The sequence below is a fragment of the Campylobacter fetus subsp. fetus genome (assembly GCF_900475935.1).
Classification (GTDB): Bacteria; Campylobacterota; Campylobacteria; order Campylobacterales; family Campylobacteraceae; genus Campylobacter; species Campylobacter fetus.
The window spans coordinates 178,886-201,850 of record NZ_LS483431.1 but is presented as its reverse complement, the minus strand read 5'-3'; the positions used below and the strand labels follow the sequence as shown (position 1 = coordinate 201,850).

The window sequence follows — 22,965 nt, the reverse complement described above, 5'->3', positions numbered from 1 at the left end:
TCGTTAGCTAATTACACGCCTTCTTTGTCGTTCCATAAGCGTACATGGAGTCTGTCGGAGTAATTAAAGCCGTTTTTAATACAAAACTCAGCTACTCTCTTAGCGTTTTTACTTAGTTCGGATATATTTTTTCCTAAAGGCATACACCAAACTTCGCCGTTTTGTAGCTCTAATATCTCGTTTATCTCGCCAAGCTCACTTCTACAAATCACAAATTTATAAAACGCATCTGCGTTAGCAAAGATAGCTTGTAAGGCTTTTTGGTTTATTCTTTTAGATTTTGGCTCGCCGCTTATTGCTAACTTCACGCTTACTGCGAATTTACACTTTTTATACACTTTAAATTTATCAAAATCAACAAAAATGCTGCCGTTTGTTTCAAAATGCACTTCGTAATTTTGCTCAAAACACCACTGTATAAATTTGATCAGATCTTCATCTTTATACCAAAGTAGCGGCTCACCGCCAGTTATTACGATGAGTGGTTTAAACTCCGTTTCTTTTACTAAATTTACAAGAGCTTCAAAATCAAATTTATTATGCTCAAAATGCTCTGTCTGCACTGCTTTGATCGTATCGCACCCAACTAATATCTCGCCTGTTTTTGGGGATTTTATTTTGACGCCAAAACCTTTACAAGAAAGGTTGCATCCCCCAAGGCGGATAAAAAGCGAGTAGCGACCACTAAATTTACCTTCACCTTGAACGCTGGTAAAATACTCGACTACATTTACCATCAGCCGCCTGTTTGGTAAAATGCACGGCTAGATATCTCACCTTTACCGTCATTTTCCCATTTGTTTTTTTCAGGTTTATCAGCCAAAACTTGATTTAAAATTTCACAAGCTTTTTTTATATCCCCCGCTCTCATTGCTTCTCTTATACTTTTTCCGTCTTCATAGTACAAGCACGGTATCAAAAGCCCTTCGGCACTGAGTCTTAGGCGATTACAAGTAGAACAAAAATCATGTTTATGCGGGTCTATTATACCGAATTTATAACCGTCTTCAAGTTCAAAAAGACTCGATGGGCTATTTGGACTTTTTGTTATCTCTTTTATATTGTACTTTTTAGAAATAATGTCTAGAATTTGATCTTTATTAAGCCCTTGTAACTCGCTAGAGGCGTGAGAATTTTCCATAAATTCGATATAGCGGATCTGAGCGCCTTTTTCTTTTGCAAAGTCCATAAGATATATCAATTCATTGTCATTTACGCTTTTTAAAGCAACGGTATTTATCTTTACACCGAATCCTAAATTGCATGCTGTTTCAATGCCTTCTATAACATTATCAAGAACATCTTTTCTAGCAATAAAATGGGCTTTTGTTTTATCTAACGTATCTAAAGATATATTTATACGCTTAAGTCCGGCGTCTTTTAGAGCTTGTGCTTTTTTTGCTAAAAAATAACCGTTTGTAGTCATCGCTAGATCAAGTCCTGATTTATAGCCGTTTATCATGGCTACAAAGTTTTCAACTCCTTTTCTTACAAGAGGTTCCCCGCCTGTAAGCCTGATCTTTTTAACGCCGTTATCAAGACATATTTTTATAAACTCAAACATCTCCTCATAGCTCAAAACATTACTGTGACCAGCGTCTTTAAAAGGCTCATCTGGCATACAGTATCTACAGCGAAAATTACACCTCTCAGTCACTGAAACTCTTAAATAATCAACAACTCTTCCATAGCTATCTATCAGCATTAAATCACCTTATGAAATTTTAAAACCATTATCACCCTACCTACACTAAGTCTCAAATCTCTAGCAATGTTTTCTATGCTTTTTCCTGAGCTATATAGCTGGATAATTCTATTTTCATCATTATCATCAAAACCCGGAGGAGTAATTTTGCTTATAGTTTTTGTTCGCTCTTCTAGATTATATATTCTATTTTGTTGATCATTTTGAAAATCATCAATGACTTTTTCTATACTTTTTACACTCTCTAACATGGGAATGACTTTGGCATTTATGCCGTCTGTGATTTTAGCATCTATTTGATCATATATATCTTTTAAATTTATATCGTTTTGCATTACTATGGGTTGATTTAACTGCTCGTTTAGCTGTTTTTTTAACTGATAATTTTCTTTTATTAAACCCTCTAAAACAAGTTCGAATTTAGCAAATTTACTATTTGACTGAGCATCTCTTGAATAAATAAGCCCAAACAAAACTAAAAAAAGCAGTCCAAAACCAACATAGATAAAAATTTCGCTACTCATTACCTTTTTGTTTCCTTATCTCTAATCTCTCACTCTCGGCTACATAAGACGACCACTCTTTTTCATCGCTTCTTGCTATTCTTACTATTTTTGCGGTTTTACAGTCTACTGCTTTGAAATAGAGCAAAATCTCTCTTTTGATGAAAAGAGGCAATGAAATTTTAGCAAAATAAATAACATCTTTTTCCAAACAATCCTCATCAAAACTAAATCCTTCAAAGCCTATTTTATCTGTTATTTTCATATGTTTTAAAGGCTTTGGCGGAGTTTTTTCATTTTTTATTAAATTTGAAAGCTCATCTACTTTTTTGTAAAGCTCAACTAAAAGCTTCAAAGTGAGAGGATCTGAATTTTCACTCTCTCCTCTTGCTTTTTCGTGGCTTAGCCATTCATCAATATTTGATCTACTCTCATTAAATTCAAGTTCAAATTTGAAATCCACATCTTCTTCAAAGCTAACTGCGACCTTAGAGTCTATAAGTCTGAAATCTACCATAAATCCACCCACACAAATAGTAAAAACATAATGCCTAAATAGCCATTTAATGTAAAAAATGCCTTGTCAATTTTTTTAAAATCAGCCCTGACTATTTTATGCTCTTTATAAAGTACTAAAGCGCATAAAATGACACCTAAAAAACCAAAAAAACTTAGTCCTGCAGCGCCTGCAAAAAGTAGCCAAAAAACAACGGCTAAAGAGTGAAATAAAGCCGAGATAAACATAGCTGATTTTTCTCCGTAGATAGCAGGAATGCTATAAAGTCCGACTTTTTTATCGTACTGTATATCTTGTAAAGAGTATAAAATATCAAATCCTCCGACCCAAAAAATTACACCCAAACAAAGAAGTATAGACCAAAGAGGAATGTTTCCGCTAACAGCTATAGCTCCGGCTATGACAGACAAGCCAAGACAAAATCCTAAAACAACGTGAGCCAAACTAGAAAATCTCTTAAAATAAGAGTATCCGCCAAGAACTATTAAAAATAAAAAACTCAACCAAAACGCAAGTGAATTTATAAAATACGCCACGACGATAAAAATAATACCGTTTACGATTATAAATAAGAGAAGATTTTTGCGCCCTATTCTACCATCTACGCTCGGGCGAGAAGCACATCTTGGATTTGGTCTGTCTATATCCTCATCAAGGTAGCGATTAAATGCCATAGCATAATTTCTAGCGCTAACTGCACATAAAATACCGAGGATTAAAAGCGGAATTCCAAACCACATAGAACCGCTTTCAAGTTTACTAGCTGTTATCATAGCAGAAAACAAAAACGGTAGTGCAAAAACTGAATGTTTGAAAACTATCAGTTCGTTTATATCTTTTAAAATTTGAGTAAATTTAGCCATAATCTTCCTTTAAACTACTTATTTTATCTAATTTTTTATAAATTTAGCTTTTTTTTGATAAAATCGCACTAAAAAAGGGTGAGAATGTTTTACGAATTTGCTCTTATCGGAACAACGGCGAGCGGAAAAAGCAGCTTTTCTATAGAGTTAGCAAAAGAAATCGAAGCTGTTATTTTGAGTCTTGATTCGCTTTGTTTATACAAAAACATAGATATAGCAAGCGCAAAACCAAACAAAAACGAGTTAAGCATCATAAAGCATTTTGGGATAAATTTAGTATATCCAGATAGCCATTTTTGTGTTGGGGATTTTATAAAAGAGTATCATAAAGCAAAGGAATTTGCAATATCAAAAAATTGTCCGCTTATCATAACTGGTGGTAGCGGGTTTTATCTCAAATCTATGTTAAAAGGACTTAGTCCAAAACTTGAAAAGATAAAGATAGAACTTAACAATGACGAAATTTGGAGCATCGCAGAGAAGATCGATCCAAATTTCACATCTAAATTTAGCAAAAATGACGAATTTAGACTTCATAAATGGTATCAAATTTATAAATTAACAAACGAAATTCCAACTAATTGGTTAGTCAAAAACACCTCTGCCCCAACTATACAAAACTTAAAAATATACGAACTAAACTGGGATAAAGAAGAGTTAAAAAATCGCATAAAAAACAGAACGAAAATTATGTTAAACTCAGGTCTTATAGATGAAGCCAAAAAACTTTTTACCACCTACCCAAAAGATATCAAAGCACTAAAATCCATAGGTCTTAAAGAGTGCGGCGAATATTTTGAAGCAAAATTAGGAGATATAAAAAGCAAAGAGGCTATTTTAAATTTAGAAAATCTCATATCGATCCATACTATTCAATTAGCTAAAAAACAACGAACGTTCAACTCAGGAGCATTTAAAGATAGGATTATATTAGATGCAAAAAGCCTTAAAGTCAAACATTTTTTAGATAAATATTTAAATTTATAAGCCTATAAGCTTTTTTTGCTGCTCACAAAGACTTTTCCAAGGAGAGTCAAAATTCGAGTTTAGACACTCGCTTATATACGGTTTTGCGGAGTCAAAATCATTTAAATTTATATAAATTTCTGCTACTTGATATAATGCTCTTAAACGAGTATCTGGTTTCAAACGTATATCAAGAAGCTTTCTTGCGCTCATAAGAGCATCTTCAAATTTAGAAATTTTTACCAAAGCAGAAATATATATAAAATCAATATCGGGGCTAAACGTATTTATATTTAGCTTTGTTTGCATATCGATAGTCTTTTTTGAATAATTAAATGCCGCACTATCAAAACCTTTTTCATATGCATATTTTGCCGCAGCGTCATATACCTCAACAAGTTTTAAATCATTCCCCCTTAAACTCTCAAGCGCATTTATACTAGAAATTGCCTCTTCAAATCTATTTAATTTCAACAAAGAGTAAAATCTGTAAAAAATAGATTCAGTAGGGTCTGAATACGGCACGCTAGCCGCCAAACTAAGAGCTTCGTCGCTAGCTCTAATCACCTCTTCATATCTGCCAAGCCGGTATAAAACCTTACTTAAATTTGCAAACCATTGAACTCTGTTGTTTAAATCCGGATCTTTTATATGCGAAACAGAAAGATTAAAAGCATCTTCAAATTTACCGGTTCTATCATAGCAGTTAAATAACTTAAATTTATCTTTTATATCATTTTGTATAGAGTAGTTGCTTACTAGCTTGACAACTGTTCTGCAGTCTCCGCTCTGATTTGACAAGTTGGCTAAAACCACTGCTGATTTATTTAATATATCCAAAGTAGCAGTGTCATTTAAATCTCTGATTTTTGTCGTATAGTTTAAAACTTTTTGATATTTTTTCTCATCAAAATTTAGTTTTACTTCTTCTTTAAGTGCTCTTTTACCTATATCTAGACCCTTATATTTATCCATTAAACTCTGATAATACTCATGCTTTTCTTCACTTGTTTTATCGTTAAATTCAAAAAATAGTCTGTCGATTCCGGCTGAAATTTCAGGCATATATTCACTAGTGCTAAACTCTTTTTGATATCTTTTTAGATACTCATAAGCCTCTTTTGGATGATCTGTTTTTGTAAGAGTTATGGCCAAATTTCTAAGCGAAGGCTCGTAAAAATTATCGGTTCTATTTGATCCTTCAAATATTATTTTATAAATTTCAGAAGCTATATCGTACATCTCTTTATCTCTAAACTCACCGGCAATTTGCATAGCGGCGTCTCTATCTTCTAAAATAAAGTTTTTGTTTGCATTTATAACTTTTTGCATATAATCTTTAGCTTCATCAAATTTAAGAGCCGATAAACTAACTTTAGCAAGTTTAAAAGCGGCTCTGCTGGCTATATTTATATCGTTTGAAGAGTATAAAACATCTTCATAAAGCCTGATAGCGTCTTCTGTTTTTCCCTTTGTAAATAAATCATCGGCGTATGACAGTATCGCCATTGTGGTAAAATGAGAGTCTGGATGCTCAGTCATCAGTATATCCAAAGAGTAGTTTGCATCGCTCGCCATATCGCTTGTGAGATATGCGTTCATAAGCATATACAAAACTTCTGGATAGTTTCTATCTGATCCATAACTTTTCATCCATTTTTTAGCTGCGTCTATTATTTGATTACTAAATTTTTCAGCAGACTTATAGTCGTTTACTCTTTTAGAAAGTTTGTCAAGCGAACGTATATAATAGAGCCAAAACTCGCTTTTAAATATACTATTAGGATGCAAGCTTAAAGCTTTTGTAGCGTCTCTTAAAGCATCGCTATATCCGCCTTGCTCATAGCTTTTTTTAATAGAAAGATATACTCCTACATCACCGTTTTCTTCATAAGTAAGAGGTTCTTTGTTAAGATCTAAAGCGCCTATAGACGGTCTTAGAACATTTGGATATTTTATCGGAAAATTTATACCGTCGCTATCTAAGTTTGAGTATTCATTAATTCTATTATCCATTATCAAAGTAAAATGCCTAGAACTAGTTGCGGGCTTAGATATCACATCTTCATAATCAAACAAAGCTCTACTAGAATCGATTAATTTCGAGTTTAGCTTAGGAACTATAGTAACGATAAATCCATCTTTGCTCGGCTCAAAACTAACTTTCATAAACGGCAAATCCTGATCTTCTATATCACCGCTCATCTTAGCATTGACTTTACATATATAAGTCGTACCTTTTTGGTTGGTATTTTTCAGACATACGATATCAGAAGTATCTTCTAAATGTGCTATATAGTAGTCGTTGCCCATATCTTTTCCGCTATTTACGCTAAGAGTAAAGCCAAACATATTAATAACGATCAAATTTATTAAAATTATATATTTCATTAAAAAGATTATAACATAAAAATTTAAAAATAAAGATTTGCGCCATCAAGCTTACATCTTGGATTTATCGACATATCAAGAGGCTTTGTGAAGCATTTATTTTTATATTTACAAACTCCTGCGCGTGCTATCATAGCAGCATTATCACTACAAAACTTAAGCGGAGCAAACATTAAATTTGAGCCGAATTTCTCGCAAATTTGCTCCAAATTTGACCTCAAAACTTGATTTGCACTTCCTCCGCCTATAGCACCGAAGTTTTTAAATTTATACTCACTAAAAATCTTTTCTAACTTATCTGTTATGTGAGAAATAGCAGTATACTGAAAACTTGAAGCTATATCGCTTTTGTCTTGAAGACTCAAACTCTCAAATTTAGAGATCTGCGTTCTAACTTGATTTTTAAGCCCCGAAAAACTGTATTCCAACCTTTTATCATGTTTTAATGGAACCGTAAAATTAAATCGATTCTTATCTCCGCTCAAAGCTAATTTTTCTATAATGGCTCCGCCCGGATATCCTAAATCCATCATTTTAGCTACTTTATCAAAACTCTCTCCGAAACTATCGTCGCTAGTTGTGGCTATCAACTTTATGTAACCGCTTTCATCGATATTTAAAACCATAGTATGTCCACCGCTCACCAAAAGTACACCAAGGGGCAAAACAACATTTTTATCTAAAAACAGAGAGTAGATATGACCTATGAGATGATTTACTCCTATTAACGGAATACCTAAAGCCAAGCTTAAAGCTCTTGCCGCACTCACGCCGCTTATCAAACTCACGCTAAGTCCAGGCTCGTTTGTAACAGCAACGGCTTTTATGGATGTAAAAAATTCCTTTACATCTTCTATTAAATTTGGAATAGCGGCGGTATGAAGCCTAGCGGCAAGTTCTGGAACTACGCCTCCGAATTTAGAATGCTCGTTTTCTTGAGTAATTTTTTTATATTTTTTTAACTCAAAGTTATCTATATCCATAAGAGCTATGGAGCTATCATCGCAACTGCTTTCTATACCTAAGATCATAGTCCGGCCACATCTACAAATGTAAAAGCCTCTAAAGACGCGAATTCTACTAAAAACATACCTATAAATTTATCTTGCTCGCCGTCTTTTTGCTCATATAACTCAACTCTAAAAGTTTTTCCTTTTTTATCTATAGAATAGTTTCTTTTGATATTTTTTTTATGTATAGAAATACTTGACTCATCTATAGGTTGACTTCCGTATCCTATAAAATTTACTCTAATTCCATCTTGTTTGATGATTTTTACACTATTTTCTACATTTATTTTTGAGCCTAAACTTATCTCTCTAGTCTCATTGCCGTCTATCTCGACTCCAACTTTATTTATACTGCTTGAATACTTAAAATACTCGGGTACTAATTTTGTTAAAACTCTATTTCCATAATGCACGCTATAGCCATCTTTATCTTTGACAAGAGCAGTTAGAGGATTGCTCGCGTTGTACTCAAGCGCGATATTTTTAGGTATAGGAACGTAGCCTATTCTAGCTCTTGGATGATCTAAACTTAAGAAAAATTTATTATCAAATAAAACTATCTCGATCTCCTTTTCTATAGCGTTTTTAACCCCTCTTGGAGTAAGATCAAAATTTCTCTCAAACTCGATTCCGGCGACTTTTAAATACTCTTCTATAGCCAAAAGATGATAATAGGCTCTCTCATGGCTAGGCAAAGATTTGCTAGTTTCGTTTGCAAATGCGGCTTTACCTTTTTTAATGGCAAAGTAAGTGAGAGATTTTAGCATCTCTTTATCGCCTTTTGCAGTTTGCGTATTTCTAATATAATATTTATGCTGATCTTTAAGAGCTTTTTCATTGATTTTAGATACAACTCTAGAGGCGATCTCTTCTAAATTCCCGTATGGTACGCCGTCTAAACTAACTTGATCTATAATAGAGCTATTGCCCCATCTTCTTGGATTTTCCATATCGTTTATATATGTTGGTCTATAAAATCCGCTTCCATCGTGTAAATTTAGTATCAAAGAGACGTTTTGATCTACTATTAAATCTTTTATGCCTTGTACACTTTTTAAATCAGGATCATTACTGCTTATATAATCAAATTTTCTATTCATATCTCCATAAATTCCACGATCTCTTTTTATAATACTAGCGAAATTCAAATTCGGAACTACCCAAACCGAACCTTTTGTAATATTATAATCAGTAGCCAACAAACTAGCTGCCAAAAAACCTCCCGGCTCATCGCCTTGTATACCGCCTATGACAAGAACCGTATTGTTATCGTCATAACCTTTTTTGATAAAAGAATACTCAAGATCCTCTGCTAAAAGAGCATTTAAAAAGCCCAACGCCACAATAAAACTAATTAATCTGTACATGCCACGGTTCAAATCTAACTCCATCTAAATTTTTTTTCGTATATCTTATAGATACGTACTCTAACTCAATAAGCTTTTTAAATTCATCTGTTTTTATAAACTCCTCGGTGAAATTAAGCGCACCAAAACCGTGTTTTCCAACATCAAAATCACCAATACTATGGTAACTATGAGCAGGAGGAGCTAGCGAAAAACTAGCTTTTGATATATTATAACTGCTATTTTTTATCTTATTCATATATAAATACATCTGTTTTGGCACACTTCTTACGCCGCTTGTGAGAAATAGCGTATCTCCAACATCTTTAACAAGTCTAGTATATACATCATAAGGCAATCCTTTAAATAGATAATGACCTGTTCTAGGTATTTTAACGATATCTTTTTTATTTATAGCGCTAGTTAATCTATCGCAAGTTTTCCTACCGTAAAAACCATATTTTTTAGGATCCTCACTAAACATAAAGTCCATAAAATTTATTTGAGCTGTATTAAATGCACCGATTTTTGAATTTCTAGCTATTTTTAATACCTCATCAAAACTAATTATATTAAAATACCCAAATCCTATATGAGACTGCACGGCTTTTAATTTACTAAAAGTACTATCAAAAAGCGACTTATCGTCTATATAAAAATCACTACTACCAAACGCCGTGCTAGGAAACGCACATGCTCCTAAAAGTCCTAAACTATTTTTTATAAATTTACGTCTATCCATATGTTAATATCCATCATATCCATCAAATTTATCTGTTTTTGGAAGCACTAAGTTTAAAATCACGCCCATAATTGCACCAAGCCCTATTCCGCTAAAACTAGCCGCACCGAAATCAAACACCATTCCTCCTATAGCAAAAACTAATATCAAAGATACTATTATCATATTTCTAGGATCTGCCAAATCTACTTTATGCTTGATAAGAGTTTCCATTCCCACGCTTGCTATAATACCGAATAAAAGCACCATTATACCGCCTATAACAGCAGCGGGAATAGTCGCTATAAACGCGCCTAATTTGCCCACAAAAGCCAAAAGTATAGCCGTTATAGCAGTCCAAGTCATAATACCTGGATTAAATGCTTTTGTAAGTCGCACAGCTCCGGTTACTTCTGAATAAGTCGTATTGGGCGGTCCTCCGAAAAATGCAGCTGCAGATGTAGCTAAACCATCTCCTAAAAGCGTATCTTTAAGCCCGGGATCTTTTATAAAATCAGTTTTCGTAACATTTCCTATGGCTAAAATATTTCCTATATGCTCTATGGTGGGAGCTATCGCGACTGGTATCATATAAAGTATCGCATTTAGCTCAAAACTAGGAGCGGTAAAATTTGGCATAGATATCCAACTAGCTTTAGCTATAGGAGAAAAATCGACAACTCCATAAATAATAGAAACTACGTATCCTACGCTTATTCCTATTATTATAGGTATAAGTCTGAAAATACCTTTAGTAAATATTATCGCAACGATGGTAGATAAAAGTGAAATTCCTGCTATGCTTAAAGCAATTTCATTTGAATAGCTAGCTCCTTTTCCCATAGCCATATCTACCGCACTTGGAGATAGTATCAAACCTATAGTTATGATAACCGGGCCAACTACCACTGGAGGCAAAAGTTTATATATAAATTTTTGACCTTTAAATCTAACTATAAAACTAAGAACTACATAAAATAGTCCGGCAGCGACTATTCCGCCCATAGTGGCTGGTAGTCCCCACTCTTGTATACTAAAAGCTATAGGCGCTATAAAAGCAAAACTCGAAGCTAAAAATATCGGAACTACACGTTTTCTAGTGCAAATTTGAAAAATAAGAGTACCAATACCGGCTGTAAATAGCGCAACATTCACATCAAGTCCGGTTAGGATCGGCATAAGTACGAGAGCGCCAAAAGCTACAAATAAAAATTGTACGCCAAAAAGTGCATCGCTAACTCTGAAATGATAGCCGTCATAAACGCTACTATTTTTCATTTCGATCCTTTACAAAACCATCTAAATTCTTTTGATTTTTATTATCTTTTATTTTACAAATTTCTTCGTACGCAAAGCAGCTCGTTAAATGATCGTTCATCATACCTATAGCTTGCATAAATGAATAAATCGTAGTTGATCCTACAAATTTAAATCCTAATTTTTTTAAATCTTTACTTATCTTATCAGAAAGCGGAGTTGAGACCGGTAAATCTGAGATTTTTTTCCATCGTCCGACAACAGGTTTATAATCAACGTATTCCCATATCATTTCATCAAAGCTTCCTCTGGTTTTTTGAATTTCAAGAAAAATCAAAGAGTTATTAACGGCCGATTCAAGTTTTAATCTATTTCTGATAATCCCTTGATTTTGCATTAGCTCATCAATTTTATTTTTATCAAAAAGTGCTATTTTAGTTGGATCAAAGCCACAAAAAGCTTGTCTATATGCTTCTCTTTTTTTTAAAACCGTGATCCAAGAAAGTCCTGCTTGCATGGTTTCTAAAGTCAGCATTTCAAATAATTTTTTGTCATCATGAACCGGTCGCCCCCACTCATAATCGTGGTAATCGATATATATTTGGCTATCTCCTACCCAACCGCAACGCTCTTTCATCAACATTAAAATCCTTTACAAAACTCTCTGACTTTTTTATCTATCTCAAAAACAGTATCTTCATCGTCTATTTTAACGCTTCCAAATTTATCAAGCGATTTAAAAACAGCTCTATTGATATCTAAAAACGAAATTTCGTTATTTAAAAATTTATATACCATCTCTTCATTTGCCGCATTTATGATAACGCCTAAATCCGGATTATTTAAAACATCTTTTTTTAGAGTAAATATAGGGTATTTTTTTAAATTTATAGTATTGAAACTAATATTTTTTAAGCTTAAAATATCAATAGGTTCTAAGATTTCTTTCTCTTCAAGACCTATTGCATGAGCAATGGCTAGTTTCATATCGGTTCTTGATATATGAGCAGTAGTAGAACCGTCCATAAAACTTATAAGAGCATGAATACAAGATGTACGCTCTATAAAAGCATCTATATCTTTAATACCGTATAAATGATAAGCTTCAAGCACTTCAAATAGCTTGTTTGCCATAGTCGCACTATCTATAGTTATTTTTGCTCCCATGCTCCAATTTGGATGTTTCAGAGCGCTTTTAGCAGTTACAAACTCAAGTTCGTTTATGTGCATATCATAAAATGCGCCGCCGCTCGCAGTTATAATCATTTTTTTGACAGCAGGTCTATTTTTAAGCAAAAATTTAAGCCCAAAATGCTCACTATCTATAGGATTAATACTTTTTGTGTCTAAAAATTTACCGCCTGCTACTAAACTCTCTTTATTTGCCAAAGCTAGCTTAAATCCAAGTTTTTGAGAAACTAAACTCGGTCTCAACCCACTAAAACCCACTAATGAGTTGATAACAACGGTAGAACCAAACTCATCATAACAAGCTTCTAAAAATTTATCTATGCCATCTTTGCTAGTAAAAACTCTACTATGCTCCACAAGATTTTTTAATTTATTATCTTCTATATAAACAAATTTAGGATTAAATTTAGAAATTTGGCTATTAAGTTCTTTATAATCTGTTTTACAAGCTAAAGCATCTAGTTTGATACCATACTTCATAGCCAAAAAAGCAACATTTTTTCCTATGCTGCCGCTACTGCCTAATAGTATCATGCAAGTACCAAAAACATAGCAACTACACCAAAAAGATATCCGTCTATTCTATCTAAAACGCCTCCGTGTTCGCCTAAAACAGTGCCGCTATCTTTGAGATCTACGCGCCTTTTTAAGTAACTCTCAAATAAATCTCCAAAAACTCCAAGTACACTCATTAACACCGAACAAAAAATGGCAACGCTATACTCAACATCTACAAATACAAATGCAAAAACAGCCCCCAAAACGCTTCCTAAAATAACTCCGCCTATAACGCCTTCTATAGTTTTATTTGGACTTGAAGCAGAAAAATTGTGCTTACCGAATGCTTTTCCGGTGAAATACGCTCCGCTATCGCTTATCACGATAGTGAAAATCAACCAAAATAAGCAGGCAATTCCATAATTTTGATATAAAGCAAACATCATAAATATAGGAACGCTAGGATATAAAAAAGGTAGTATAAACTTTAAATTTTCAGATTTTGTATATGCCAAAACCGAAGCAACGGCTATTAAATTTAATAAAATAACTTTAAATATATCATTTATTCCGGTTAAAAACGGAAGTATCGAAAAAAATGCCAAAACTATAAAAACAAGACTTTTGTACTCTATCTTAAATAGTTTCAAACTCTCCAAAAAAGCTACGGCTAAAATAAGACCAAATATCAAAAAATTTAGCCAAAATATATCAAGCAGCGCAACAACTAAAAAAACTGCAAATAGCACTAAACCAGTTATGATGCGATTTTTCACTTTATTTCCTTTTTATATGAAATATTAGCGAATTTTAACTAAAAAAGAGCCTAAAATTACTCTATAAATTTAGTTAATTGATTTGGTTTATTTAGCGAATCTAAATATCTGATCTCAAGTCTGCTTGAGATATTTGGAAGATTGCAGGTTAATTCCCATTTTCTTATGATAGAATCAAATGTAGCTCCGCTCGCTTTTAGCTTGCAGCTATTTGTGATATTATTGTTATTATAAATTACTAGCAAACTATTTATATTTTTACCAAAAACATCGGCTTTAAGCACTCTGTTTTCTATACTTTTTATATCTACTTTATTTATCCCATCGGCTCCAAACGCTGCTAAGACAAGCAGAAAAACAATGATTATCTTCATAAAACTAAACAACGATATCTAGTTTATGTACTTCTTGCGACTCGTCTATTTCTAAATCCTCAGAACCGTTTTCATCTAAATTTTCATCAGAAGTCTCATCTTGTTCGCTAAGCTCTTGATCATTTTTTTTCTTTTGATGCTCATGCTCTGGATCTATTTTATAAGTCTCTTCGGTAGGTCGGATCTCCTCTACTTCTTTTTTCTTTTCGGCTGCATTTTGGGCTGCAATGGCGGACTGAAGCTCGAGTTTTGATTGAAAATCACCTTGCACGCTAGCTGCTGCTGGAGTGTTTTGATTAACATAGAGCGTATTTGCTAATGGAGTAATTGCCATTATACTCCTCCTTAATTTTTATGATTTTATCCAAATTTGATAAAATAAAAATAAAATCTTTAAATAGTAATCGGCAAATTTAGGATTATCTATAGATGTAAGTTGATTTAAATTTGAAGTGGCTCCGGATGCTGGATTCGAACCAGCGACCAATCGGTTAACAGCCGACTACTCTACCGCTGAGCTAATCCGGAATAAAAAAGAGTTGAGATTATAACGAAAACTTTTGTATTTGTCAATAATCCAAACAGTATTTTTTAAAAATATTTTTTATTTAGCAGAGGTTTTATTAAATTTTAAAACAAAAACATCGACTACAATATAACAACTTCGCTTTTTAACTCTATTCCAAACTCATCTAAAACCCGTTTTTTAGCTAAATTTATAAGACTCACGGCATCTTCAAAACTTCCTCTGCCGTAATTTATCAAAAAATTTGCATGAATCTCGCTAAATCCGCATCCGCCTATCCTAAAACCTTTTAATCCAACACTTTCAAGTAAAGCTCCGGCGTATTTCCCTTTTGGATTTGTAAAACAAGAGCCAAAACTAGCGCCTTTTGGCTGGTTTGTTCTTTTTGCGTTCAAAAACAAACTCAGCTCATCGCTAAACTCACGCACAATCTCAAAACTAGCTTCGTAAATAACACCTTTGATAGATGAGTGTCGGTAGCTAAAATCGCAATCGTTTTTTAAAATTTGACCGAAATTCGTAGTTACATTTTTTAAATTTTGTGATATTTCATACTCTTTCAGACCGGCATTCATAGTAATCAAGCCGCCCATTGTTCCAGGAATTTTTTTTATAAACTCAAATCCGCCGAGCCTATGCTCTTGAACAAATTTAAAAAGAGTGGAGGTTTTGGTTTTCCCACCTACTTTTAAAATACCGTTTTCAAATTTAATATAATCAAATTTAGAACTTAAAATTCCCATTTTTGGAGGATTGGGCGAGATTAATATATTATTTGCTCCGCCTATCAAAACTCCATCAAAATCACGTATTTTGTCTATTATCTCCACATCGAAAATACCGCCGATTTTCACTGAACTAAGCTTTGAAAAATCTATTTTCATTGGATAAAAGTCGGTATCATATTTAGTATTCTAGCAGTAAATTCTATCATCTGATTCATCATCCACGGCATTAAAAATATGATTATAACGACAACTAAAATGATTTTTGGTACGAAGCTAAGAGTCATCTCGTTTATTTGAGTAGTAGCTTGAAAAATGCTTATTATAAGTCCTGCGATAAGCCCAGCAAGCAGCATCGGCAAACTTATAAGCAAAGCTAGTTTAAACGTTTCTACTCCAAGTCCTATAAGATCACCTTGCATTAAGCGTTTCTACTTTCTAAATATTCAGTCGGTATGAGATTAGGGCTAGAAGTTATTAAATTTCCATAAAATCCATGTTTATAACCTAGCTCGAAAAGCCTATCGACTGCTTTTATCTGTATTTTACTCATACTTATCGAATTATCGTTTGCGTATAAATTCAGATATATTTCAAGTTTTTTATCATCTACTCTTACCAAATTTCGCTCAAGAAGCATTTTACAAAGTAGTTTTTTATTATTGTTCGCAACCTCAACTGCATTTGTAAGAACTCTTTCACACTCTATAGCGTCGGTTATAGGCAAACTCCTTCTAAGTGCCATTCCCCCAAGAGGAAGTGGCAATGAATCATCTCCTCTAAGCTCACACCAAATATCCCAAATTTCACGCTCCACGCACAGCTCACTACTAAAATCCAAAATACTTTCGTGTATAAGAACTCCGGCATCGACTTCACCGCTTAAAACCGCATTTTCTATATCTAAAAAGTTTTTATAAACAACTCTAGCATTTGGATAAGCTATCTTAAAAATTAGCGCATTTGTAGTATGCTCACCGCTAAGCGCGACTTTGAAATTTGGTTTTAAAGTAACGCCTTTTTTCTTAATTAATTTTGGTCCATATCCCTCTCCAAAACTCACTGCAGTACGTAAAAGAGCGTAATCTTCATATATAAACGGATACAAACCAAAACTTATAGCAGTCACGTCATAAGTCCCTTTTATGGCTTCGTAATTTAGCGTTTGTATATCGGCTGGGGTATTTGAAAATTGCAAAATATTACTATCAATCCAGCCGAATTTAATAGCTTCATACATAAAAATATCATCGGCATCTGGAGAGTGAGCTACGCTTACATTTTTCAAATTTTTTACCTTTTTTGACTTTTTGTTAGCAGTGTATTCAAATTTAGCTTAATTTTTAATACTTTAGGGTAAAATAACTTAAATTTTTAAGAGGAAAATCATGGATGATAATAAGAAAAAAAGCCTAGACCTTGCTTTAAAGCAGATTGATAAAGCTTTTGGCAAAGGCACTGTTTTAAGGCTAGGAGACAAGGAAATAGAGCCGATAGATTCTATCTCCTCAGGATCTATAGGACTTGATATAGCTCTTGGTATAGGCGGCGTACCAAAAGGAAGAATAGTCGAAATTTATGGGCCAGAAAGCTCTGGTAAAACAACTCTTACTTTGCATTTAATAGCAGAATCTCAAAAAGTCGGCGGAGTTTGCGCGTTTGTAGATGCAGAGCATGCACTTGATGTTAAATATGCTAAAAATTTAGGCGTTGATACGGATAACTTATATATTTCTCAACCGGACTTCGGAGAGCAAGCTCTTGATATAGTAGAAACTCTAGCTAGAAGCGGCGCCGTTGATCTTATAGTAATAGATAGCGTAGCAGCTCTAACACCAAAAAGCGAAATAGAAGGCGATATGGGAGATCAGCACGTAGGGCTGCAAGCAAGACTCATGAGTCAAGCACTTAGAAAATTAACCGGAGTTGTCCATAAAATGGGAACTACAGTTGTATTTATAAACCAAATTCGTATGAAAATCGGCGCTATGGGCTATGGCACTCCTGAAACTACTACTGGCGGAAATGCGCTTAAATTTTACGCTTCAGTTAGACTTGACGTACGTAAAATAGCTACTTTAAAACAGAGCGATGAGCCAATCGGAAACCGCGTAAAAGTAAAAGTAGTAAAAAACAAAGTCGCTCCTCCTTTTAGACAAGCCGAATTTGATATCATGTTTGGAGAAGGTATCAGCAAAGAAGGAGAGATAATAGATTACGGCGTAAAACTTGATATTATCGATAAAAGCGGCGCTTGGTTTAGCTATGATAATTCAAAATTAGGTCAAGGCAGAGAAAACTCAAAAGCGTTTTTAAAAGAAAATAAAGCAATAGCAGATGAAATAACAGAAAAAATCCGTGCAAATATGGGTGATAGCATAATGAGCGGTGCAGTAGATGAAGAAGAAATGGAAGGAGACGAGTAATGGTTATCGTAAAAAAGATTAGTGCTATAGAAGTTTTAGATAGTCGTGGAAATCCAACTATAAAAACCAAAGTAGAGCTATGCGACGGAAGTATAGGAGAAGCTATAGTACCAAGCGGCGCGAGTACTGGAAAACGCGAAGCTTTAGAACTTAGAGATGGCGGAGAAGCATTTGGAGGCAAAGGTGTTTTAAAAGCTATTAAAAATGTAAATTCTATGATAGCTGAAGAGATATGTGGAAAAGACGCCTATAATCAAAAGGCTATCGACGACGCTATGTTGGCGCTTGATGGAACAGATAACTACTCGCGTATCGGCGCAAACGCGGTTCTTGGAGTATCTATGGCAGTAGCAAGAGCTGCTGCAAATAGCTTAAACATTCCGTTATATCGCTACCTTGGAGGAGCAAATGCCTGCACGCTACCCGTGCCTATGTTTAATATTATAAACGGTGGCGCTCACGCAAATAATAGCGTTGATTTTCAAGAATTTATGATAATGCCCTTTGGATTTTCTAAATTTAGTGACGCTCTAAGAGCTGCAACCGAAGTATATCAAACATTAAAAAAGATATTAAACGATCTTGGACACAGCACTGCAGTAGGTGACGAAGGTGGATTTGCGCCAAATTTAAAAGACAACGAAGAGCCTATAAAAATTATTATGGAAGCTATAAAAAAAGCGGGCTACAAACCAGGCGAACAGATAAAACTAGCACTTGATGTTGCTTCAAGTGAACTTTATGATGGTAAAACTTATCAAATTGAAGGTAAAAAGCTAACAAGTGAAGAGTTGGTTAATAGATATGTGAAGCTTTGCGATAAATACCCTATATTCTCCATTGAGGACGGACTTAGTGAAGACGACTGGGATGGTTGGAAAATTCTGAGTGAAAAACTAGGCGATAAAATACAGCTAGTAGGGGATGATCTATTTGTAACAAATGAAAAAATCCTAAAAGAAGGTATAGAAAAAGGTATAGCAAACGCTATTCTTATAAAACCAAACCAAATCGGCTCGGTAAGTCAAACTATGCAAACAGTTCGTCTAGCTCAAAGAAACGGTTATCGCTGCGTTATGAGTCATAGAAGCGGTGAAAGTGAAGATAGTTTTATAGCTGATTTTGCCGTTGCGTTAAACACGGGTGAGATAAAAACCGGCGCCACGAGCAGAAGCGAGAGAAACGCAAAATATAATCGCCTTCTTGAGATAGAGCTTGAAACGAGTGAGTTTTTAGGGGATAAAATTTGAGTGAAATTTTAGAAGAGTATAAATCGCCAAAAAGTCATAGAGTTAACTCTTTTAAAAATTTTTTTGTATATTTTATAGCCATCTCTTTTGTAGTGATGGCTGGAGTTTATGTTGGAAATGCGTTATTTGGTAAGCGATCTTTAGATGTTATGCTAGATCTTTACAATCAAAAAGCAAGCTTGCAAAGTGACGTACAAAAACTCCAAGAAGCAAACTCAGCTTTGCAAAAAGAGTATTTCGAGCTTATAGGATTAGATCCTGATAGCTATAAATAAACACGCGAGTATAATGATGAAACAAATTTTAATCTTACTAGTTTTTATATCGTTCTTGAATGGACGTGAAAATCCGTTTGTTCCTACAGATATAAACAGTACCGACTTGATCTCTACAAATATGAAAGATAGCGCTCCGCCTTTTGAAACCCAGATAATTAAATTTCCGAGCGATGCAAGAGAACTTACGTCTATAGTTTTTTATTATAAAAGTATTGATGGGAGCATAAAACAAAAAGTAGTTGATATAAATGGTAGCTTTGACTGGCACGATGAGTTTGTACTCAAAAATCAAATAACGCCGAATAAAACCGCTTCAAAAATCCTAGACGTATCCGTAACTACGGTAAAAGCGGATAATAATAGCAACCAAAATGATAAACCATCTACTAAAATCTCAAATTTAGTTCCGAAAATAGAGCCTCCTTTAAAAAGCTTGAGTTTTAATGATATGATTAAATTTGATATTTATGCTATGAAGATAAATATATTTACCGCCGATCCTAAAATCAGAGATTTTGTGATAAGCAAACCAGATAAAATTGTAATCGACTTTAAAAGAAAAAATGCGGACTTTAACACAAAAACTATAAAAGTCGACAAAGGCGCTGTTAAAAAACTTACGTTTGGCGCGCATGACGGATATTATAGAGTAGTTATCTCACTAGATGGAAATTACCACTACGGTATCAGACAAAGCGACGGCGGATATACTCTTATACTAAGATAATAAAACGTATTTTGCTATAAAATCAGATAGCTAAAAGCAGCTATCTGATAAAAAATACAAATCCGGCGCCAACTCGGCTCTCATGCTTATCATAGTCTATGAGACTTTGCGCATATCCGTTAAAATACTGTAAATATCCATAAAATCCACTATTAAATATAGGAAATAAAAAGTCAAACTGAAAAGAACCTTTATTTGTCTTATCAAAATGCAAGTTATTTGCTATAGTAGCTATAAATCTCATATTATTTAAATTATAAGATATCTCTATATCTGCATTGCCTTTGTAATTGGTGATATCTGGATTATCGTCTTTATTGTCTTTAATCCTATACCAAACTCTAGGAGCTAAACTAAAATTTCCGTACTCAAAAACCGATCTTAAATAGACTCTATTCCAAGATCTAGAATCTTTACCGCTTTTACCGTTTGAATCGTGTAATATGCCTATTTGGGCAGATTTCAAAGTCTCAAAATTATCAAATTTAAAAGGAAAATCTACAAAGATCTCCGGCTGATAATTACTCTCTCTAAACGGAGAAGACTCTTTTGCTATCTGCCACCAAGATATCTGAGTATATCCAAGATAAAAAGTCTCATCAAGCCCAAATAAATTATCAAACATCGCCTTTTTGAGACTAAGCTGGAACTTTGTTTCGGTATGTTTTCTATCTGAATTTGATATACTAGAATACGTAATAGGAAGAAGATAATTTACCTTATAAGGTTCTAAATGGAAAATATTATAATTGTTTTCTTTATTATTTTCAGCTTTAATTATACGGTTATTTTGACTATATTTTAAGTTTGTCGTCTGAGTAGTTTGCTGCCAAATGCTATGCGTACTATCTTTTTGTAAATTTTGATTTTTATCTAAATTTGAAATATGGTCGGTTCTAGTTTGCTCATTTTCTAAAGCTTTTTGAGCAGCCATTTTATAGTAAATAAGAGCATTTTTACTATCTCCTTTACTCTCAAATTCAATTGCTTTTTTATATAGTTCATTTGCATTGTTTGCATTCAAACTTAAAAAGCTAGCCAAAATAGTTAGCAATTTTCTCATTTTATCAACTCATACTCGGCTTGAGTGTTTAAATTTAAAAACTGCTTTTTATCTTTAAATTCGGTGATAACAGTAGGACAAAGATCCCTTAAAAGTGCGATTTTTTGCATACCGTTTTTCAACAAAGACTGCGCTGCTAGGCTCACTTTAGGATTATAAAATCCACAAAGTCCATGCACAAACTCACCGCCTTTTGGAAGCGATATATCGTTATTTTTTAAATTTAAATACAGCTCTTTTATAGTTTCAAACTTTACAAATGGCGTATCTGCTGCTATGATGAAAACCGGCTCGTTATAGTTTTTATCTAAATTTGCTATGACTTTTAGAGCAGAAAAATCATCAAAATCATCAACCAAAATAGGAAGTTTAGGCTCAAATTTATCATTTTTTGCGCTGATTTTAACATCTTTGAAGATCTTGCTCAAACGCTCAAATAAAAAGTGCGTAATGCTAGGATAATCTTTATAAGCAAGAAGTGTTTTATCGCTTCCCATTCTGCTGCTTTTTCCTCCAGCTAAAATCAGTGCATTTTTCAAGCTTAACTTTCTTATAGCACTCTTGGATCTGCTATCTTACCGGCTATCGCGGAAGCCGCCGCGACTGCGGAGTTTGCAAGATATACTTCACTAGTTCTATCGCCCATTCTGCCTACAAAGTTTCTATTTGTAGTGCTTACGCATCTCTCGCCTGCTCCTAAAATTCCCATATATCCGCCAAGACAAGCTCCGCATGTAGGGTTGCTGACCACGGCTCCTGCTTCTACAAATATATCCATAAGTCCTTCTTTTTGCGCGGCAAGTGCGATTTTTTGCGTAGCCGGAGTGATGATGAGCCTGGTATGCTTAGCCACTCTTTTTCCTTTTAAAATACGTGCTGCTATCCTAAGATCGCTAAGACGCCCGTTCGTACAACTTCCTATGAACACTTGATCTATTTTTAGATCGTCTTTCAAAGCCTCGTTTATGCTTTTTCCATTGCTCGGTAAAAACGGATACGCGATAACAGGATCAAGTTTGCTTACGTCTATGCGTAAAACCTGCTCATAGTTCGCGCCCTCGTCACTGTAGTGAAACTTTGGCTTTGAGCGTAAATTTTTACTTTCTAAAAACTCTTTTGTTATGTCATCTACTGCTATTATACCGCTTTTTCCGCCTGCTTCTATAGCCATATTGCACAAGCTAAAACGGCTATCCATATCAAGATATTTCATAGCATCTCCACAAAACTCTAAAGCTTTGTACAAAGCACCATCAACACCGATTTGACGTATGACTTCAAGTATCAAATCCTTACCATAAATATGCTTAGCGGGTTTTCCTACAAACTCTACTTTTATAGTTGCAGGCACTTTGAACCAGTTTTTACCAGTTATCATAGCGTAAGCAAGGTCCGTACTTCCCATTCCCGTGCTAAACGCTCCAAGAGCGCCGTGCGTACAGGTATGAGAGTCGGCTCCTATAATAACGTCCCCAGGCACTACAAGACCTTTTTCTGGCATCAAAGCGTGTTCGATACCCATATCTTTTTCATCAAAAAAGTTCTTTAGATCATGCTCGTAAGCAAAATCACGGCTGATTTTAGCTTGATTTGCGCTTGCTATATCTTTAGCCGGGATATAATGATCCATTACTATGGCAAAGCCGTCCGGATTTGCTAGTTTTTTTGCTCCGCTCTCTTTGAAAGCCCTGATAGAAATCGGAGTCGTGATATCATTTCCTATAACCATATCAATCTTAGTTTCTACTATTTGTCCTGCATAAACCGCGTGCTGGACGTGTTCGCTAAAAATTTTTTCAGTAATTGTCTGCTTCATGATTTTCCTTAGCTAAATTTGGGTTATTGTAGCAAA

At 34.3% G+C, this 22,965-nt stretch carries 26 protein-coding genes and 1 tRNA gene; 5 read left to right on the top strand and 22 right to left on the bottom strand.

Going from position 1 to position 22,965, the window contains the following annotated elements:
- Positions 1-11 precede the first annotated feature (11 nt).
- From DQN38_RS01115 to mqnP, 5 genes are read right to left on the bottom strand one after another with little or no spacing between them, the layout of a single operon-like run.
- A complete protein-coding gene (locus DQN38_RS01115) occupies positions 12-737 on the bottom strand; it encodes a 7-carboxy-7-deazaguanine synthase QueE (RefSeq protein WP_002848269.1) in 726 nt (241 codons plus the stop codon).
- Positions 737-1,705, bottom strand: a complete 969-nt coding sequence (gene moaA / locus DQN38_RS01110) for a GTP 3',8-cyclase MoaA (RefSeq protein ID WP_002848267.1) — start codon at positions 1,703-1,705, stop codon at positions 737-739. The genes DQN38_RS01115 and moaA overlap by 1 nt, the downstream gene beginning before the upstream one ends.
- Positions 1,705-2,229, bottom strand: a complete 525-nt coding sequence (locus DQN38_RS01105; protein ID WP_011731743.1) for a DUF6115 domain-containing protein — start codon at positions 2,227-2,229, stop codon at positions 1,705-1,707. Before DQN38_RS01105 ends, moaA begins: the two co-directional genes overlap by 1 nt.
- The gene (locus tag DQN38_RS01100) at positions 2,222-2,725 is read right to left on the bottom strand and encodes a hypothetical protein (protein ID WP_002848263.1); all 504 of its coding nucleotides are present in this window, start codon (positions 2,723-2,725) and stop codon (positions 2,222-2,224) included. The genes DQN38_RS01105 and DQN38_RS01100 overlap by 8 nt, the downstream gene beginning before the upstream one ends.
- Positions 2,719-3,588, bottom strand: coding sequence for a menaquinone biosynthesis prenyltransferase MqnP (gene mqnP, locus DQN38_RS01095; RefSeq protein ID WP_065843707.1), 870 nt, complete (start codon positions 3,586-3,588; stop codon positions 2,719-2,721). Before mqnP ends, DQN38_RS01100 begins: the two co-directional genes overlap by 7 nt.
- A gap of 84 nt (positions 3,589-3,672) precedes the next feature.
- On the opposite strand from mqnP, the gene miaA reads away from it, so the two are divergent.
- On the top strand, positions 3,673-4,575 hold the full coding sequence (miaA, locus tag DQN38_RS01090) for a tRNA (adenosine(37)-N6)-dimethylallyltransferase MiaA (protein ID WP_065843706.1): 903 nt from the start codon (positions 3,673-3,675) through the stop codon (positions 4,573-4,575).
- Here miaA and DQN38_RS01085 read toward each other — a convergent pair.
- The 14 genes from DQN38_RS01085 to DQN38_RS01020 all read right to left on the bottom strand — a co-directional run bounded on the left by DQN38_RS01085 (position 4,570) and on the right by DQN38_RS01020 (position 16,657).
- A complete protein-coding gene (locus DQN38_RS01085) occupies positions 4,570-6,945 on the bottom strand; it encodes a tetratricopeptide repeat protein (protein ID WP_065843705.1) in 2,376 nt (791 codons plus the stop codon). The two genes, miaA and DQN38_RS01085, sit on opposite strands and share 6 nt — an antisense overlap.
- Before the next feature lie 23 nt (positions 6,946-6,968).
- Positions 6,969-7,976 carry a tRNA (adenosine(37)-N6)-threonylcarbamoyltransferase complex transferase subunit TsaD gene (tsaD, locus tag DQN38_RS01080; RefSeq protein WP_010401903.1) on the bottom strand — a complete coding sequence of 336 codons (1,008 nt, stop codon included), beginning with the start codon at positions 7,974-7,976 and terminating at the stop codon, positions 6,969-6,971.
- A complete protein-coding gene (locus DQN38_RS01075; RefSeq protein WP_065844616.1) occupies positions 7,973-9,322 on the bottom strand; it encodes a M99 family carboxypeptidase catalytic domain-containing protein in 1,350 nt (449 codons plus the stop codon). The genes tsaD and DQN38_RS01075 overlap by 4 nt, the downstream gene beginning before the upstream one ends.
- A complete protein-coding gene (locus tag DQN38_RS01070) occupies positions 9,306-10,043 on the bottom strand; it encodes a M15 family metallopeptidase (RefSeq protein ID WP_011731740.1) in 738 nt (245 codons plus the stop codon). The genes DQN38_RS01075 and DQN38_RS01070 overlap by 17 nt, the downstream gene beginning before the upstream one ends.
- A gap of 3 nt (positions 10,044-10,046) precedes the next feature.
- Entirely contained in the window at positions 10,047-11,300 is a 1,254-nt protein-coding gene (locus tag DQN38_RS01065; RefSeq protein ID WP_002848243.1) for a uracil-xanthine permease family protein, read from the bottom strand.
- Positions 11,290-11,922, bottom strand: a complete 633-nt coding sequence (locus DQN38_RS01060) for a DNA-3-methyladenine glycosylase I (RefSeq protein ID WP_011731738.1) — start codon at positions 11,920-11,922, stop codon at positions 11,290-11,292. Before DQN38_RS01060 ends, DQN38_RS01065 begins: the two co-directional genes overlap by 11 nt.
- Positions 11,922-13,004 carry a 1-deoxy-D-xylulose-5-phosphate reductoisomerase gene (locus DQN38_RS01055; protein WP_002848238.1) on the bottom strand — a complete coding sequence of 361 codons (1,083 nt, stop codon included), beginning with the start codon at positions 13,002-13,004 and terminating at the stop codon, positions 11,922-11,924. Before DQN38_RS01055 ends, DQN38_RS01060 begins: the two co-directional genes overlap by 1 nt.
- Positions 13,001-13,744, bottom strand: coding sequence for a phosphatidate cytidylyltransferase (locus DQN38_RS01050; RefSeq protein ID WP_002848237.1), 744 nt, complete (start codon positions 13,742-13,744; stop codon positions 13,001-13,003). The genes DQN38_RS01055 and DQN38_RS01050 overlap by 4 nt, the downstream gene beginning before the upstream one ends.
- Before the next feature lie 56 nt (positions 13,745-13,800).
- Positions 13,801-14,118: a hypothetical protein gene (locus DQN38_RS01045; RefSeq protein ID WP_065843950.1), complete on the bottom strand. Its 318-nt coding sequence runs from the start codon at positions 14,116-14,118 to the stop codon at positions 13,801-13,803.
- Positions 14,119-14,122: 4 nt separating this feature from the next.
- Complete coding sequence (locus DQN38_RS01040) at positions 14,123-14,452, bottom strand: hypothetical protein (protein ID WP_010396050.1); 330 nt, start codon at positions 14,450-14,452, stop codon at positions 14,123-14,125.
- 119 nt (positions 14,453-14,571) lie between these two features.
- Positions 14,572-14,646: transfer RNA gene (locus DQN38_RS01035), tRNA-Asn, on the bottom strand.
- A 120-nt stretch (positions 14,647-14,766) separates the two neighbouring features.
- Positions 14,767-15,528: a UDP-N-acetylmuramate dehydrogenase gene (locus tag DQN38_RS01030; protein ID WP_002848234.1), complete on the bottom strand. Its 762-nt coding sequence runs from the start codon at positions 15,526-15,528 to the stop codon at positions 14,767-14,769.
- Positions 15,525-15,791: a flagellar biosynthesis protein FliQ gene (gene fliQ / locus DQN38_RS01025; RefSeq protein WP_002848233.1), complete on the bottom strand. Its 267-nt coding sequence runs from the start codon at positions 15,789-15,791 to the stop codon at positions 15,525-15,527. The genes DQN38_RS01030 and fliQ overlap by 4 nt, the downstream gene beginning before the upstream one ends.
- A complete protein-coding gene (locus DQN38_RS01020; protein ID WP_002848231.1) occupies positions 15,791-16,657 on the bottom strand; it encodes a menaquinone biosynthesis family protein in 867 nt (288 codons plus the stop codon). The genes fliQ and DQN38_RS01020 overlap by 1 nt, the downstream gene beginning before the upstream one ends.
- A gap of 100 nt (positions 16,658-16,757) precedes the next feature.
- Here DQN38_RS01020 and recA point away from each other — a divergent pair, with 100 nt between their 5' ends.
- Genes recA through DQN38_RS01000 form a run of 4 tightly spaced genes read left to right on the top strand, consistent with a single transcriptional unit; the run spans position 16,758 to position 20,050 of the window.
- Positions 16,758-17,795, top strand: coding sequence for a recombinase RecA (gene recA / locus DQN38_RS01015; RefSeq protein ID WP_002848230.1), 1,038 nt, complete (start codon positions 16,758-16,760; stop codon positions 17,793-17,795).
- A complete protein-coding gene (eno, locus tag DQN38_RS01010; RefSeq protein WP_065843945.1) occupies positions 17,795-19,045 on the top strand; it encodes a phosphopyruvate hydratase in 1,251 nt (416 codons plus the stop codon). Before recA ends, eno begins: the two co-directional genes overlap by 1 nt.
- A complete protein-coding gene (locus tag DQN38_RS01005) occupies positions 19,042-19,320 on the top strand; it encodes a hypothetical protein (protein ID WP_002848222.1) in 279 nt (92 codons plus the stop codon). Before eno ends, DQN38_RS01005 begins: the two co-directional genes overlap by 4 nt.
- Before the next feature lie 16 nt (positions 19,321-19,336).
- On the top strand, positions 19,337-20,050 hold the full coding sequence (locus DQN38_RS01000; RefSeq protein ID WP_002848219.1) for an AMIN domain-containing protein: 714 nt from the start codon (positions 19,337-19,339) through the stop codon (positions 20,048-20,050).
- Positions 20,051-20,090: 40 nt separating this feature from the next.
- Here the strand turns inward: DQN38_RS01000 and DQN38_RS00995 are convergent, their stop codons facing one another.
- From DQN38_RS00995 to leuC, 3 genes are read right to left on the bottom strand one after another with little or no spacing between them, the layout of a single operon-like run.
- A complete protein-coding gene (locus DQN38_RS00995) occupies positions 20,091-21,113 on the bottom strand; it encodes a phospholipase A (RefSeq protein WP_038452703.1) in 1,023 nt (340 codons plus the stop codon).
- On the bottom strand, positions 21,110-21,652 hold the full coding sequence (locus DQN38_RS00990; RefSeq protein WP_065843946.1) for an NTP transferase domain-containing protein: 543 nt from the start codon (positions 21,650-21,652) through the stop codon (positions 21,110-21,112). The genes DQN38_RS00995 and DQN38_RS00990 overlap by 4 nt, the downstream gene beginning before the upstream one ends.
- An 11-nt stretch (positions 21,653-21,663) precedes the next feature.
- Positions 21,664-22,929 carry a 3-isopropylmalate dehydratase large subunit gene (leuC, locus tag DQN38_RS00985; protein WP_002848215.1) on the bottom strand — a complete coding sequence of 422 codons (1,266 nt, stop codon included), beginning with the start codon at positions 22,927-22,929 and terminating at the stop codon, positions 21,664-21,666.
- Positions 22,930-22,965: the final 36 nt, after the last annotated feature.

Bases quoted from the DNA above. Each gene is read 5' to 3' on its own strand.
- moaA (WP_002848267.1), bottom strand. From the start codon at position 1,705: ATGCTGATAGATAGCTATGGAAGAGTTGTTGATTATTTAAGAGTTTCA.
- DQN38_RS01105 (WP_011731743.1), bottom strand. From the start codon at position 2,229: ATGAGTAGCGAAATTTTTATCTATGTTGGTTTTGGACTGCTTTTTTTA.
- mqnP (WP_065843707.1), bottom strand. From the start codon at position 3,588: ATGGCTAAATTTACTCAAATTTTAAAAGATATAAACGAACTGATAGTT.
- tsaD (WP_010401903.1), bottom strand. From the start codon at position 7,976: ATGATCTTAGGTATAGAAAGCAGTTGCGATGATAGCTCCATAGCTCTT.
- DQN38_RS01065 (WP_002848243.1), bottom strand. From the start codon at position 11,300: ATGAAAAATAGTAGCGTTTATGACGGCTATCATTTCAGAGTTAGCGAT.
- fliQ (WP_002848233.1), bottom strand. From the start codon at position 15,791: ATGCAAGGTGATCTTATAGGACTTGGAGTAGAAACGTTTAAACTAGCT.
- DQN38_RS01060 (WP_011731738.1), bottom strand. From the start codon at position 11,922: ATGTTGATGAAAGAGCGTTGCGGTTGGGTAGGAGATAGCCAAATATAT.
- DQN38_RS01085 (WP_065843705.1), bottom strand. From the start codon at position 6,945: ATGAAATATATAATTTTAATAAATTTGATCGTTATTAATATGTTTGGC.
- DQN38_RS00995 (WP_038452703.1), bottom strand. From the start codon at position 21,113: ATGAGAAAATTGCTAACTATTTTGGCTAGCTTTTTAAGTTTGAATGCA.
- DQN38_RS01040 (WP_010396050.1), bottom strand. From the start codon at position 14,452: ATGGCAATTACTCCATTAGCAAATACGCTCTATGTTAATCAAAACACT.
- DQN38_RS01075 (WP_065844616.1), bottom strand. From the start codon at position 9,322: ATGTACAGATTAATTAGTTTTATTGTGGCGTTGGGCTTTTTAAATGCT.
- DQN38_RS01055 (WP_002848238.1), bottom strand. From the start codon at position 13,004: ATGATACTATTAGGCAGTAGCGGCAGCATAGGAAAAAATGTTGCTTTT.
- DQN38_RS01115 (WP_002848269.1), bottom strand. From the start codon at position 737: ATGGTAAATGTAGTCGAGTATTTTACCAGCGTTCAAGGTGAAGGTAAA.
- DQN38_RS01000 (WP_002848219.1), top strand. From the start codon at position 19,337: ATGAAACAAATTTTAATCTTACTAGTTTTTATATCGTTCTTGAATGGA.
- leuC (WP_002848215.1), bottom strand. From the start codon at position 22,929: ATGAAGCAGACAATTACTGAAAAAATTTTTAGCGAACACGTCCAGCAC.
- DQN38_RS01070 (WP_011731740.1), bottom strand. From the start codon at position 10,043: ATGGATAGACGTAAATTTATAAAAAATAGTTTAGGACTTTTAGGAGCA.
- eno (WP_065843945.1), top strand. From the start codon at position 17,795: ATGGTTATCGTAAAAAAGATTAGTGCTATAGAAGTTTTAGATAGTCGT.
- DQN38_RS01100 (WP_002848263.1), bottom strand. From the start codon at position 2,725: ATGGTAGATTTCAGACTTATAGACTCTAAGGTCGCAGTTAGCTTTGAA.
- miaA (WP_065843706.1), top strand. From the start codon at position 3,673: ATGTTTTACGAATTTGCTCTTATCGGAACAACGGCGAGCGGAAAAAGC.
- DQN38_RS01030 (WP_002848234.1), bottom strand. From the start codon at position 15,528: ATGAAAATAGATTTTTCAAAGCTTAGTTCAGTGAAAATCGGCGGTATT.
- DQN38_RS01045 (WP_065843950.1), bottom strand. From the start codon at position 14,118: ATGAAGATAATCATTGTTTTTCTGCTTGTCTTAGCAGCGTTTGGAGCC.
- recA (WP_002848230.1), top strand. From the start codon at position 16,758: ATGGATGATAATAAGAAAAAAAGCCTAGACCTTGCTTTAAAGCAGATT.